This is a genomic window from Myxococcales bacterium (assembly GCA_023898405.1).
Lineage (GTDB): Bacteria > Myxococcota > UBA727 > UBA727 > JABDBI01.
Map to the genome: position 1 here is coordinate 195,688 of CP060221.1, position 13,151 is coordinate 208,838.

At 41.1% G+C, this 13,151-nt stretch carries 12 protein-coding genes and 2 tRNA genes; 7 read left to right on the top strand and 7 right to left on the bottom strand.

Annotated elements, in window-relative coordinates; all coding sequences use genetic code 11:
* Positions 1-10: 10 nt before the first annotated feature.
* Positions 11-736: a tetratricopeptide repeat protein gene (locus tag H6731_00985; GenBank protein ID USN51018.1), complete on the bottom strand. Its 726-nt coding sequence runs from the start codon at positions 734-736 to the stop codon at positions 11-13.
* Positions 737-1,114: 378 nt separating this feature from the next.
* Here H6731_00985 and H6731_00990 point away from each other — a divergent pair.
* Positions 1,115-1,199: transfer RNA gene (locus H6731_00990), tRNA-Leu, on the top strand.
* Between the two features lie 61 nt (positions 1,200-1,260).
* On the opposite strand, the gene prfA is transcribed toward H6731_00990, so the two are convergent.
* Together prfA and rpmE are read right to left on the bottom strand one after the other, a co-directional pair.
* Positions 1,261-2,319: a peptide chain release factor 1 gene (prfA, locus tag H6731_00995; GenBank protein USN51019.1), complete on the bottom strand. Its 1,059-nt coding sequence runs from the start codon at positions 2,317-2,319 to the stop codon at positions 1,261-1,263.
* Positions 2,320-2,534: 215 nt separating this feature from the next.
* Positions 2,535-2,738 carry a 50S ribosomal protein L31 gene (rpmE, locus tag H6731_01000; GenBank protein ID USN51020.1) on the bottom strand — a complete coding sequence of 68 codons (204 nt, stop codon included), beginning with the start codon at positions 2,736-2,738 and terminating at the stop codon, positions 2,535-2,537.
* Between the two features lie 169 nt (positions 2,739-2,907).
* On the opposite strand from rpmE, the gene alaS reads away from it, so the two are divergent.
* Complete coding sequence (gene alaS / locus H6731_01005) at positions 2,908-5,550, top strand: alanine--tRNA ligase (GenBank protein USN51021.1); 2,643 nt, start codon at positions 2,908-2,910, stop codon at positions 5,548-5,550.
* Between the two features lie 222 nt (positions 5,551-5,772).
* Positions 5,773-6,501: a carbonic anhydrase gene (locus H6731_01010; protein USN51022.1), complete on the top strand. Its 729-nt coding sequence runs from the start codon at positions 5,773-5,775 to the stop codon at positions 6,499-6,501.
* 183 nt (positions 6,502-6,684) lie between these two features.
* Here the strand turns inward: H6731_01010 and purB are convergent, their stop codons facing one another.
* From purB to ftsY, 3 genes are all read right to left on the bottom strand, one after another.
* Positions 6,685-8,013: an adenylosuccinate lyase gene (purB, locus tag H6731_01015; protein ID USN51023.1), complete on the bottom strand. Its 1,329-nt coding sequence runs from the start codon at positions 8,011-8,013 to the stop codon at positions 6,685-6,687.
* 82 nt (positions 8,014-8,095) lie between these two features.
* Positions 8,096-8,560, bottom strand: coding sequence for a dUTP diphosphatase (gene dut, locus H6731_01020; protein ID USN51024.1), 465 nt, complete (start codon positions 8,558-8,560; stop codon positions 8,096-8,098).
* 3 nt (positions 8,561-8,563) lie between these two features.
* Positions 8,564-10,075 (bottom strand): signal recognition particle-docking protein FtsY, encoded by a 1,512-nt coding sequence (gene ftsY / locus H6731_01025; GenBank protein ID USN51025.1) that lies wholly within the window; start codon positions 10,073-10,075, stop codon positions 8,564-8,566.
* Positions 10,076-10,132: 57 nt separating this feature from the next.
* Between ftsY and H6731_01030 the strand changes: the two genes are divergently transcribed.
* The 4 genes from H6731_01030 (at position 10,133) to ruvB (ending at position 12,427) form a co-directional block, all read left to right on the top strand.
* The gene (locus H6731_01030; protein ID USN51026.1) at positions 10,133-10,540 is read left to right on the top strand and encodes a hypothetical protein; all 408 of its coding nucleotides are present in this window, start codon (positions 10,133-10,135) and stop codon (positions 10,538-10,540) included.
* Between the two features lie 72 nt (positions 10,541-10,612).
* Positions 10,613-10,687 (top strand) — tRNA-Gly (locus tag H6731_01035).
* A gap of 85 nt (positions 10,688-10,772) precedes the next feature.
* Positions 10,773-11,363: a Holliday junction branch migration protein RuvA gene (gene ruvA, locus H6731_01040; protein ID USN51027.1), complete on the top strand. Its 591-nt coding sequence runs from the start codon at positions 10,773-10,775 to the stop codon at positions 11,361-11,363.
* 5 nt (positions 11,364-11,368) lie between these two features.
* The gene (gene ruvB, locus H6731_01045) at positions 11,369-12,427 is read left to right on the top strand and encodes a Holliday junction branch migration DNA helicase RuvB (GenBank protein USN51028.1); all 1,059 of its coding nucleotides are present in this window, start codon (positions 11,369-11,371) and stop codon (positions 12,425-12,427) included.
* A gap of 74 nt (positions 12,428-12,501) precedes the next feature.
* Here the strand turns inward: ruvB and H6731_01050 are convergent, their stop codons facing one another.
* A complete protein-coding gene (locus H6731_01050; GenBank protein USN51029.1) occupies positions 12,502-13,092 on the bottom strand; it encodes a hypothetical protein in 591 nt (196 codons plus the stop codon).
* Between the last annotated feature and the right edge of the window lie 59 nt (positions 13,093-13,151).

The following is a 13,151-nucleotide window of genomic DNA, read 5'->3' on the forward strand; positions in this document are numbered from 1 at the left end:
CTAGGATCTATTACAGAGAATCTCTTAATCGCTTAGCTGCACTTTCATAGGATGAACCTGGAAATTCCTCCAATAAAAGTTCCACATACTTAAGAGCTTTTTCCTTCTCGGCCAATCTTGCAGCCTCCCATAACGCTGACTCTCTGCCCAAGGCAATTTTTTGTTCAATCAAAGCCTGGAAAGAGCTAAGAGCTTCTGCTGGCTGTCCATTTTTTTGATATGCATAACCAAGTCCGAGCATAGCAAAAGGATAAAGTTCATCACCGACTTTTAATCTTTTCGATGCATCCTGATACAACTCAACAGCTAGCTTTGCTTCATTATTTTCCAGTGCTATATGAGCCGCGTAAAGGCCTGCCAAGTTACCTACTCCACTTCCACCGTGAGTCTTAGCGATTCCGACGAGCTGGTTCTTTGCATCGGTCCACTTGGCCGTATTTTCCTCACCTGTCTTGGGAAGGTTTTCAATTGGTCGAAGAGCAGAAATATATGCACTAGAAGCCTGTTCGTTTGAGCGTTTCTGATAATACAGAAATGCACCAAACGCCCCTCCCGCCAAAAAAAGCGCTGCGATAAGCCCAGTTACAATTCCCTTATGTTCTTGGACCCAGCTTACAAGCTCAAATCCTTTTGCCTGATACTCATCTTGGAGACCCATTGCACGTTCTTCTTCCTGTCGTTTGCGTGCTTCTTTTTCTTCTTCAGTCTCAATTTTTTTCTTATGAATAACTACCATGGTGCGTTCGTTCCTATTCAGCAAATATCAATGTCAAAATAGCCTAGCTCATCGCCGTTTATCAATACCCAAATTTGGCAAGATGACAATCTAAACGACACTCCCTAATAAAATAACAGAGGATTTCTTACCGGCTCAGGAAAAAAAATCAAGCTTTTATTATTGATTCCTCCTCCATAACTCTATTTTTGTCAAAAACATTTCAAAGAGAATTTAAAAGACTGGACAATATTTTTTTGGAATTTCATTTTTTTCATTCTTGCAACTCATTTTTTTCCTGAGCTTCAAGAAAAAGGCTTAACTTATTTTTGCCTTTCCAGATAGTTTTTTTACAAGGGGACTTGTAAAAGAGATAATAATGATTAATCTGCTCCGAAAGCGGCGGTGGTGGAACGGTAGACACGCTACCTTGAGGTGGTAGTGGCCAAAAGCTGTGGGAGTTCGAGTCTCCCTCGCCGCACCAAAAAAAGCGCTCACATGAGCGCTTTTTTCGTTTTTAGATTATTAAAAATATGGGAAAGAAACTAACTCTGGGCCTTTAGAGCTTCTGCCTGGAAATGTGTGCGCAGCTTTGTAATAAGATCATCAAGCTCACCTGCAAAAAGCTCCGCCAGGTTACGCACGGACAACCCTACTCTATGATCAGTGCATCGATCCTGAGGAAAATTGTAGGTTCGAATTTTTTCCGAACGATCACCGCTGCCAACCATTCCTTTCCGTTCTGCCGCTCTTTCCTTGTTTATTTCATCTTGCATGCGATCATAAAGCCTTGCCCGTAAAACCTTCAAAGCCTTCGCCTTATTTTTATGTTGACTTTTTTCATCCTGGCACTGAACAACAAGACCAGAAGGGATATGCGTAATCCTTACAGCAGAATCTGTCGTATTTACACTCTGCCCACCAGGACCACCCGCACGAAATACATCGACACGAATATCTTTTTCTTCAATTTTTACATCAACTTCTTCTGCTTCGGGAAGAACAGCTACTGTGCAGGCCGAAGTATGAACTCGCCCCTGCGTCTCAGTCCGAGGAACTCTTTGCACACGATGCACACCAGCTTCATATTTCAGATTGGAGTAAACATCGCTTCCGCTGATAGTAACAGTGATTTCTTTGTAACCACCTTTTGAGCCTTCTGAAACGTTCATTATCTCTACTTTCCAGCGTTTTATTTCAGCATAGCGTGCATACATATTAAAAAGCTCGCCTGCAAACAAACTTGCTTCATCTCCGCCCGTACCAGCACGAATTTCCAAAATTACGTTCTTTTCGTCCAACGGGTCCTTTGGCAAAAGCAAAATTTTAATAGAATCATTCGTTTCATTAATTTCTTGCTTGAGGCGATCAACTTCTTCTTTGGCCATAGCCCGAATCTCTGGATCATTATCCTTGAGCAGTTCCTGATTATCTTGCAGTTCTTGTTCACTCCTCAACAAGGATTCGTAAGCACCAACTACAGGCTCGAGCTGACTACGCTCCTTATTAAGTTTAAGCATAGTCGCTTGATCATTTACAGATTCGCCCAGCTTCGCGAGAATTGCGTCATAGCGTTCTTTTATTTTGGTTAATTTGTCATGCATAGGACTAGCCTACCCCTTTAGATGAAGGGGTGTCTGAACTTTCGTTCTCATACTTGCCTTTAATTACTCGGAAAATAACATAAATTCCAAAAAAAGACGGTAAGAGGACAACGAAAATAAAAGCAAAAAAAGGAAAGATTATATCGAACAAACCAGGCGAAAAAAGTCGTTCCAAGGTGTTGGACATATTTACTCCAGCCTGACCGAAAATTTAATTATTTTTTAGCGGCTTGATACTTTTTACGGAAACGATCAATACGACCTTCTGTATCCACGAGCTTAGCTTTACCTGTATAAAAAGGATGGCATGCCGAGCAAATGTCAATATTGTAATTCTTAGTGCTACGTGTCTCGTATTTAGCTCCACAGGCACAGATAATACTTACTGATTCATAGTTTGGATGAATTTCTGGTTTCATTAGGACCCTCTTTCTTTTTTTATCTACAGTTAAATAATTCTAACCCAGGTGTTTTAGCAATAAACTTAGCAAAGTCAACGCTCTTAGGGCGAGCTGTGTTTAAAAGACATCTTGCATATACTTGTATGAAACTCTATACCGGCACTTTACGTTTTTAAGGTAGGTAATCATGACCATCAGCAGCCAATCTCTGCGCTCTTCATTTCTTGAGTTTTTTCAACAACATGGGCATAGCATTGAAAAAAGCGCGCCCCTAATTCCTAAAGACGATCCAACCCTTCTTTTCGTTAACGCAGGAATGGTTCAGTTCAAAAATGTTTTTACTCAAAAAGAAACACGCCCATACACCAGGGCTGCTACCAGCCAAAAATGCGTTCGGGCTGGTGGAAAGCATAATGATCTAGAGAATGTTGGCCAAACAGCGCGCCATCACACTTTTTTTGAGATGCTGGGAAATTTTTCATTCGGCGATTATTTCAAAGAAGAAGCTATAACCTTGGCATGGAAATTTCTTACAGAAGTCATAAAACTCGATAAACAGCGATTGAGCGTGAGTGTTTTTGCCGGTGATGAGCATATCCCTGCAGATATTGAGGCAGAAAAAATTTGGCATGAAAAAATTGGCGTACCCAAAGAGCGCATCAAACGTCTCGGCCGAGCTGATAACTTCTGGCAAATGGGAGATACCGGTCCATGTGGACCTTGTACCGAAATTCATTATGACCGTGGTGATATAAAGGTAGGATTTGGTAACGACGATATTGATGATCGCAATGTCGAAATTTGGAATTTGGTGTTCATGCAATATGAACAAAAAGCAGATGGCACATTAAGCCCCCTGCCTGCTCCCTGCGTTGATACTGGCATGGGTCTTGAGCGGCTAAGCTGCGTTGTCAACCAACTTGCTAGCAATTACGACACTGATCTTTTGCTGCCACTCGTTCTTAAGGCCGCTTCTTTAAGCAATAAAGTCTATGGGGCTTCTGATTCACATGATGATATGGCCATGCGTGTTATCGCAGATCATGCTCGTGCTACAGCTTTTTTGATTGCCGATGGATTGTTTCCCAGCAATGAAGGGCGCGGCTATGTTTTACGACGCATTATGCGGCGAGCCATTCGGCACGGAGCTCAACTTGGACTTGATAGTGTTTTTTTTCATCTTGTATGCCTAGAAGTTGTTGAGCTCATGAAGGAAATCTATCCTGAACTTACTGATGCGCGCGCAGTCATTGAAAAAGCTGTTTTACAAGAAGAAGAATCATTTCGGCGCACACTCGATAGAGGTCTAGCCTTGTTTGCTCAGCAGACAAAAAATTTAAAAGCTGGCGATTCATTGAGCGGCATCATTGTGTTTCGCCTCCACGAAACCTATGGCTTTCCGCCCGATTTAACACAAGACTTAGCCAAAGAACGGCAGCTAAACATTGAATGGGAAAGTTTTCACCAAGCACAAAAAGAGCATGAGGAAAAATCTGGGCAAGGCCTGGGGCTCAAAGGTATTGATGACGTATTTATTAAACTAAGCGAGCGTTTGGGTAAAACTGCTTTTCATAATCAGTCTTCTATGTCGCAACTTAAAGTGCTTGCCCTACTTTCTGATAACCACGAAGTAAAAGACATCAAGGCTTCTGAAAAAGGAATTATTATATTGGATAAAAGTCCTTTTTATGGCGAGTCTGGTGGGCAAATTGGTGATACAGGACTGTTAAGCACTAAAGATATTAAAGCTCGCGTCTATGACACAAAGAAAATTGCAGGACTTCACATCCATTTGGTTGAAGTGCTTCAAGGAAACATTGAGACCTCAACAGTATTAGAGGGACATGTTGATTGGGAACGTCGACAAGCCATAATGCGTAACCATTCAGCCACTCATTTACTCCATGCAGCTTTAAGAAAAATTCTTGGAGACCATGTAGTGCAGAAAGGATCTTTAGTTGCTCCTGATCGTCTGCGTTTTGATTTTGCCCATTTCGAGGCCATGACTCGAATCCAACTCCATACGGTCGAAAATTTAGTAAATCACTGGATTTTACTCAACGAAGAGGCAAAAATTCAAGAAATGACTATGGAAGAAGCTAAAGCCTATGGAGCCTTAGCGCTCTTCGGAGAAAAATACGAAAGCAAAGTACGCGTACTTGATATGGGTTCCCATTCTATCGAACTTTGCGGCGGTACCCACTGCTCCCGCACAGGCGACATTGGGTCTTTTCGTATTATAAGTGAAAGCCCACTAGCTCAAGGAATCCGCAGAATAGAAGCTGTATCTGGTGAAGCGGCTCTCACATTTGCCCAAAATCAAAGTGCTATTCTTACAGATCTTTCTCACAAACTTGGCATTAAAGCCTCTGATCTTCCACTAAAGATCGATCAACTTTTGATTCAAATTAAAAAATCCGAAGCTGATCTGAAATCCCAAGCGGCAAGTTCTTTAAAGACAAAGGCAAAGGAAATAGCTGCTGCCGCTAAAACTATTGGCACCACTCGTTTTGTCGGAGAAATCGTAACTATTACCACTGACAACAATGAACTGCGTGCCTATGCTGATTTTATTCGTGATGCATTGGGCAGTGGCGTTGTAGCACTCGCCACTCAGCAAGATGATAATAAATGCTCGCTTCTCATCGCAGTTACTAAGGATCTAAGCTCTAAATTGCACGCTGGAAAAATTGTTGCCCAAATAGCCCCCATCATTGACGGCAAAGGCGGTGGCAGGCCTGACTTTGCACAAGCCGGAGGCAGCAAAGCCTCAGCTATCACTCAAGCCATAGAAAAAATTAAAGATTTGTTGAAAGATACTCTGGGCTAAGCTCGACTAGCGGTAAATAAACAGTCATGGCCTTAGCTAAAATCTAGTTAAGGTACCTGGAAAGTTATTTCAACAAATTTGTCTCACTGCCACTTTTAACTCCTTAAAATTCATCAGCTTTTTCCTTGGATTCTTCTTTTTATCCATCTTCGCTGAAAACTCAATGTTTGTCAGGTTTGGAGTTATTAAACTCAACATATATACCTCAATAATGGTTGTTTTATGAAAATATATATTTTATCTATTTTTATCGTTATGAATGCTGCCGGTACTTCCTTTTCCTTAAATATATCCCCGGTGTCTGACTCTGATAATATTATTCGTTCATTTTTAACCAGCATATTTAGAGACAACAAAGATCATGTAGAAAATATTTCCCACAAGCATTTCAAGTCATTTTCCGAACATCAAACTCCGCGAGCAACCGTTCTTTCCTGTTCTGACTCGAGGGTACAGGCAGATGCCTTTCATAAGGATCCTGTGAACGATCTCTTTTGGATTCGCAATATTGGCAACCAAATGAAACCAACTGAGGGTTCTATAGAATACGGAGTTAACAATCTCCATACTCCGATATTAATGATCGTTGGACATACAAATTGCGGTGCCGTTCATGCTGCCTTGGGAGATTACAGCAAGGAAGCCCAATCTGTGCGTAAAGAATTAGATAATCTGCATCTTACGCATGGTATAAATCCCAATAGCGCTGTTATTGAAAATGTCGATAATCAAGTGGCATTTGCTCTTAACAAATATAAAAATAAAATTGCCAATAAATCCCTTGTGGTACTTGGGCTAATTTATGATTTTAGAGATGATTTAAAGAAAGGTCGTGGTCGATTGATTTTGGTCAACTTAAATGGAGAAAAAGATCCTTCAAGTATCAGGAAAAGCATATATCTCAAAGATTTGAATGGTGCTGACCACTTGGTAGTATTGCCAAACAATTAAATCCTCAAAGAAGCCCCTGTTTAGGCGACTGTCAACTTTGAAATAAAGGTATGTTGGATCCAAATTATCTATGTATCTAGTTCTTAATAACCAAGGGGCCACATTCAAAAAGAAGATACAACTGTTCCTTAACTAGATCCAGCAAATTACCCTTGAAGGATTGCTTAAATTTTTTCTGCAACACTAGCGCGCATTGAGTGCTGGCCGCAAACATAAATTTTCGACGCGCTCAAACATAGAATCTTCATGCCTTAGGGTAAACGCTGGCGAGAAAATTTGTTCAAATTCATCTTTGGTTAAAAAGTTTTCGACACCTGTATCTCGCAAATTTTCTTTCATTGATCCATGAGCTCCGAGTGCTGCTTTTTGCACAAGCTCATAGGCCTGCTGTCGCATCATTCCTTTATTCACCAAGGCAAGCATAAGACCTTGAGAGTAGAGTTTATCTCCCGCTTGCTCTAGATTGTGGGACAATTTTTCTTTGTCCACTACCAAGTGAGCAATAATATCGTTAAGTCGTTCAAGAGCAAATTCCATCAAACTTGTGGCATCTGGAGCAATAATGCGCTCGACCGAACTATGAGAAATATCTCTTTCGTGCCACAATGCCTGATTTTCAAAGGCAGCCAAAGCATAAGAGCGCATCATTCTCATTAAACCGCTAAGATTTTCACTCAGAACCGGATTTTTCTTGTGAGGCATGGCAGATGACCCCTTTTGTTTCAGAGAAAATGGCTCAAATGCCTCTTTTACCTGTCCATGCATCAACAGTCTTATCTCAACAGCAAGTCTTTCTATTGAGCCTGCCAGACATGCAAGAGCACCAAAGTACGCCGCATGCCGATCACGAGCTACCACCTGGGTTGCAACAGTCTCTGCTTTGAGTCCTAGATTTTGCAGCGCTCGGTCTTCGATATGTGGATGCGTGTGGGCGTAAACCCCCACTGCTCCCGAAAATTTTCCTACACTTATTTCTTGGGTAGCTTGCTTGAAACGTTGCCGCCCTCGCCACATCTCACATGCATGGCTCAAAAGTTTCAAACCAAAGGTGGTAGGTTCAGCTGCTTGCCCATGGGTGCGCCCCAGCATCAGGACACCTTTATAATTCCGAGCCTGTTGCCATAGGGAATTAATAATTTGATCAAGCTTTTTATCTATCTCGACAGCTGCTCCATTCAAAAGCAACGCAAAAGAAGTATCGACAATATCAGATGAAGTAAGTCCCACATGAATAAGCCGCGCTTGCTTTCCGATTTTTTCTTCTAAAACATGCAAAAAGGCAATAACATCGTGTTTTACAATGGCATCATATTCTTTTACCCGAATAGAAAATTCTTGCCAGTCAATAGAGTCTTCGTAGCCATATAAATCATTTATAAGTTTTTCATCATAACGATCGTAAAATTCTAAGTATGCTTTAAGATAGGCACATTCCACTTGATACCATGTACGAAATTTCCGAGCATCGCTCCACCACTCTTTCATCGACTTAGATTGATAACGATCGATCATGACAAAAAATCCTCTCAATTATGGCTATTTGTTCAACAAAAGTCTTTTTAAAAAATAACTAAGACTGTTTTGTAAATAATCTCTAAGCATTCATACCGGTAGAGCCAAAGCCTGCATCACCTCTGGGAGATGCGCCCAGTACCTCAACCACCTTAAAAGAAGGAAGCAGCACAGAAGCTATAACCAACTGAGCGATACGAAGACCAAACTCCACCTTAAAAGGCTCATTTGATAGATTGGCAAGTATTACCTTAATTTCGCCACGATAGTCGGCATCGATGGTTCCCGGTGAATTGAGCACCATCAAACCATGTTTGAGCGCAAGTCCCGATCGTGAGCGCACCTGAGCTTCAACTCCAGCGGGCAAAGCAATGGCTACTCCTGTGGGAATAAGTGCTCGAGCTCCAGCCTCAATAGTAATAGGCTCCGGGTTACTCGCAACGAGATCACACCCAGAGGCCAAGTTACTCTGACGCTTGGGCAACAATATTTGCTTCTTTTCATTATCCAGATGGGGATCAACAAAACTTAAACTTATTTCTTTCATCTTTTACTCACTCACATTATTTTCTTCAAACAAAGCCTCAACAAACTGATCAGCATTAAACTCTCTTAGGTCATCCACCTGTTCTCCAATCCCTACATAACGAATTGGGATCTTAAGCTCATCGACAATACCTAAAGCAACCCCTCCCTTCGCTGTACCATCAAGCTTAGATAGAATGATACCCGTTAAAGGTGTTGCCTGAGCAAACTCCCGCGCCTGCATAATGGCATTTTGCCCCATGGTGGCATCCACCACCAAAAAGACTTCGTGAGGCGCCCCTTCATGAGCTTTATTGACAACTCGATGAACTTTTTTAAGCTCATCCATTAATTCGCTTTTGGTGTGAAGGCGTCCTGCAGTATCGCACAACACAACATCTGCATGAGCTTTTTTAGCTTGGCTAATGGTGTCGAACAGCACCGAAGCCGAATCTGAATTTTCTTTTCCGCTCACCACCTGAACCCCTGTTCTCTCTCCCCACACATTGAGTTGCTTTACTGCAGCTGCTCTATAAGTATCTCCCGCACCAAAATAAACCGACTTTCCCTGATTTTTTAGCTGAGCTCCAAGTTTGCCTATAGAGGTCGTCTTACCTGCTCCATTCACTCCAACAAACATTATAACTTTGGGAGTTTCCTTAACTGAAGCTTCCGTTGCTGGCGCAGTAGCAAAAATTGTACGCATTTCTTCTTTGAGGGCAGAGCGAAGAAACGAAGGAGCAGAATTTTTTTCTTGTTCTACACGCTCTCGCACATTATCTAAAAGTTTTTGTGCAGTTTTAACTCCAATATCAGCCGTAAATAAAATAGTCTCCATCGCCTCAAAGTCATCGTCGCTGATTTCATGAGCTGATGAAAACAAGCGGGCAAGCTTGGACATAAAGCCGCCGCGGGTATTTTTTAAGGCGGCGTTCAGCGCTTTTTTGGGAGCTTCGCTCACAAATTCTTTTACTTCTTTTGTGGGCTCAATTTTCAATTTTTCAGCGATCTGCTCTTTGATCTCTTTTTGCTCTGCTTCTACCTCTGCCTTGATTTCTGGTTCGCTTTCTTTAACAGTAATTAGCTCTGGCCGGGCCTTGATTTTGACTTCTTCTGTGACCAGAGATGCCTTCGTTTGAGTACTTTCATGCTTTGGCGACTTTTCTTTTTCCACCACCACAATTGGTTCGCGTGGCTTTTCATCAGGTGCCTTTGTAACAACTGTTTTTTTAGCATGGAGAGCTTCTGATTCAACCAACTTTTTAGGCGCTGAAATAATTTCTTCTTTTTTAGAAGCCTGCACTTCAGTGACAATTTTATGCAGCTCATTTTTACGTTCTTTGTGTTTACGAAATAAAAAGACAATTCCGCTCACAACAAAAGCTAGTGCTATGACTACAAAAACCAGTGATAAGATCATGCTTGCCGCATCATGAAAACCCAAATATTCTACCAAGCGATCTAGACCAGATATCGAATCAACAGCAGCCTGAGCTGGTTGTGTCCCTTGCATAACTTTCCTCAAATCAAAATTCATGATTAATTAACCAAACTCATACTGTTTTGAATATCAAATGCAAATGGCTATAAGACTATGACAACATCACTGCCTACATCTGGAATTTATTTTGATCTTAGCCCTATCTTTGCTGATCTAAATCAGCGGTATTTCAACGAAAAAATTAGCGCTCATCTTCGTTGGGGAATTAAACGTACGCATAATGGTGCTCGTAAAAAGAGCATCCGCCTAGGCTCCTATCATCCGGGCAAAAAACTGATTACGATCAACCCCTGTCTTGATCAAGCATGTGTCCCGCTCATCTGTGTTGAGAGAATTTTATTTCATGAGATGGTTCATCAAAGATTTCCCGCGCGTCGTTCATCCACAGGAAAAGTTTTAGTGCACTATCGTGAGTTTAACGAGTTCGAAAAAAATTATCCTCATCTTTGTCTCGCCGATCACTGGATCAAGACCAATCTGAACCGCCTATTAAAATTTTAGTTTTTTTTCTTGAGGGGGTTGACCGAAATAAAAAAAACTTACATATCACTTTCATCGTCAGGTTGACGGCGTGCGGGAATAACTCAGTGGTAGAGTGTAACCTTGCCAAGGTTAAAGTCGTGGGTTCGAATCCCATTTCCCGCTCCAGATTTTTAATATATATTTTTGCAACATTGGCCTATTTGCTTTTGTTGCTTTTTTTTTGCCCAAAACCAAAACTAAAAGGTGATGAATGATCGCATATATTGAAGGGCAAGTCCTACATATTGAGAACATCTGTGCTGTAATCCTGGTAAACGGCGTGGGCTATCAGCTTAATCTTACCAAACCCGACCTAGATAAACTAAGCCCAGGAGAAAATGCTCATTTTTTTGTTCATACCAATGTCAAAGAAGATGCTATAGAGCTTTTTGGTTTTAGTTCAAAAGAACAAAAACAAGTTTTTCAACTCTTGATCGGGGTCTCTGGTGTCGGTCCTAAACTTGCCCTCACCATACTTTCGACTCTCTCTGCTGGTGAACTAAGCCAAGCATTGGTGCAAAAAAACACTGCAATTCTTTCGAGTATTTCTGGTATAGGCAAAAAAACTGCCGAGCGTTTGGCTTTAGAACTAAATGAAAAGATACAAAAGCTTAATCTCATGCCCATTGCTATTACAGCTAACACAACGGCTCAAAGCAACTTGCTCCAGGCCCTAAAAAGCCTAGGCTACAGTAAAGATCAATGTGAAAAAGTTGTAGCAAGCATTGATGCTGGAGAATTTATTCGTACTCCACTTGAAGATCTGGTTAGAAAATCGCTCAATCTGTTAACAGGGCCTTAAAACTCATGACTATTATTGAAGAAAAATCCTTTTCTAAAGCGACACGAGAACTATCAAGCGATAGCAATAATCTATATGAACAAAAATTTGAAGAATCATTAAGGCCACAGTTTTTTAGTGACTATGTTGGGCAAAAAAAACACTTAGAAAACTTGATGGTCATGGCCAAAGCAGCCAAAGCTCGCGATGAGGCTATGGATCACTGTCTCTTATTTGGCCCACCAGGTTTAGGAAAAACAACTCTCGCAACTATTATCGCCAAAGAAATGGGTCGTAATTTATTTGTCACTTCTGGCCCTGCCTTGGAAAAAAAAGGTGATCTAGCAGGAATTTTGACAGCTTTAAAAAAGGGTGACGTACTCTTTATCGATGAAATTCATAGGCTCAATCCTATTATCGAAGAAAATATTTACCCCGCCATGGAGGAATTCCGTTTTGACATCGTTCTTGGTGAAGGAGCTCATGCACGAATCATGCCACTTAAGCTGGAACCTTTTACCCTGGTTGGCGCTACCACTAAAACCGGTCTGCTCACCTCACCTTTAAGAGATCGTTTTGGTTTTTCTGCTAGGCTGGATTATTACGATGTTCAGGAACTCGCTCAGATCGTTAAACGCTCAGCTAAGATTCTCAAAGTCAGCATTGACGATGAAGCTTCGGCAGAAATTGCTCGACGTAGTCGAGGCACCCCAAGAATAGCTAATCGTCTTTTAAAGCGCATGCGCGATTTTGCGCAAGTCCTAAGCAATGGCTACATTGATAAAGAGCTCACACAAAAAGCTCTTAAGAGCTTGGGCGTTGATGAACATGGACTTGATACCATCGACAATCGAATATTAGAACTTCTATGCACCCTCAATAGTGGGGCTCCTTTAGGAATTGACACTATCTCCGCCTCTTTGAGTGAATCAAGCTCAACTATAGAAGATGTCTATGAACCTTATCTGCTGCAGCAGGCCTATATTATTCGCACACCACGAGGCAGACAGGCCACCAAGAAAGCCTATGAGCACTTAGGGCTAGACTATTCTCAAGGAAAACATCAAGGAACCCTTGGGTTGTAGGCTTTGCAAAGCTTTACTCTGCACACAACCAGACATAGAGGTGCTCGCTAAGAAATAAAGGAGCTCACTTTGTATCAGTTTTTCCTCGTATTATGAGTGAGCCTGTATTTTGAAATAAATAATTTATATATTATTTCTCGACTATTAACCTGCAAAAACTCAACATTTTTCTCATCCAAACTAAGCATACCACTTAACCCATCATTAAAAATATTAATAGTATCTTTATGATTATGTATCGGATTCAAAAAAATAATTCTGAACTTACGACCAGAAACTATATCAAGCCTAAATTCATCCTTAAATTCATAGCCAAACTCATCTAAATTGGCATTAGAAAGCACTGCACTGAAACGGTGTTTATTTTTTGGAACTATAATGATTTTGGCTGTACCAAATTTAGAATTTTGCTCAGGTAAGAAAAAGTTCATGTGGACATTATAATCAGTGCCTGGATAAAAATATGAGGGCGAGCCTAGTTGGCAATTTTCGAGCATAAAAGGGCTTTTTAAAACTAGCAGTGTTTGTATTTTTCTTGATTGAGCATGTTCTTCAGGAGAAATCTCATCTTCACTATTTTGCTCCTCATCATCAAGAAAACCATCGTCATCAGAAAAACAATCCTCTTCGCGCCAATCCCAACCAGTGGCTGCATTAAATTTCATTTCAGAATCTCCTGAAATTACGTTGATAGAAATAAACAGATTAAACAAAAATACCAACC

Excerpts from the sequence above, each read along its gene's own strand:
- H6731_00985 (USN51018.1), bottom strand. The coding sequence starts at position 736 with ATGGTAGTTATTCATAAGAAAAAAATTGAGACTGAAGAAGAAAAAGAA.
- prfA (USN51019.1), bottom strand. The coding sequence starts at position 2,319 with ATGCATGACAAATTAACCAAAATAAAAGAACGCTATGACGCAATTCTC.
- rpmE (USN51020.1), bottom strand. The coding sequence starts at position 2,738 with ATGAAACCAGAAATTCATCCAAACTATGAATCAGTAAGTATTATCTGT.
- alaS (USN51021.1), top strand. The coding sequence starts at position 2,908 with ATGACCATCAGCAGCCAATCTCTGCGCTCTTCATTTCTTGAGTTTTTT.
- H6731_01010 (USN51022.1), top strand. The coding sequence starts at position 5,773 with ATGAAAATATATATTTTATCTATTTTTATCGTTATGAATGCTGCCGGT.
- purB (USN51023.1), bottom strand. The coding sequence starts at position 8,013 with ATGATCGATCGTTATCAATCTAAGTCGATGAAAGAGTGGTGGAGCGAT.
- dut (USN51024.1), bottom strand. The coding sequence starts at position 8,560 with ATGAAAGAAATAAGTTTAAGTTTTGTTGATCCCCATCTGGATAATGAA.
- ftsY (USN51025.1), bottom strand. The coding sequence starts at position 10,075 with ATGAATTTTGATTTGAGGAAAGTTATGCAAGGGACACAACCAGCTCAG.
- H6731_01030 (USN51026.1), top strand. The coding sequence starts at position 10,133 with ATGACAACATCACTGCCTACATCTGGAATTTATTTTGATCTTAGCCCT.
- ruvA (USN51027.1), top strand. The coding sequence starts at position 10,773 with ATGATCGCATATATTGAAGGGCAAGTCCTACATATTGAGAACATCTGT.
- ruvB (USN51028.1), top strand. The coding sequence starts at position 11,369 with ATGACTATTATTGAAGAAAAATCCTTTTCTAAAGCGACACGAGAACTA.
- H6731_01050 (USN51029.1), bottom strand. The coding sequence starts at position 13,092 with ATGAAATTTAATGCAGCCACTGGTTGGGATTGGCGCGAAGAGGATTGT.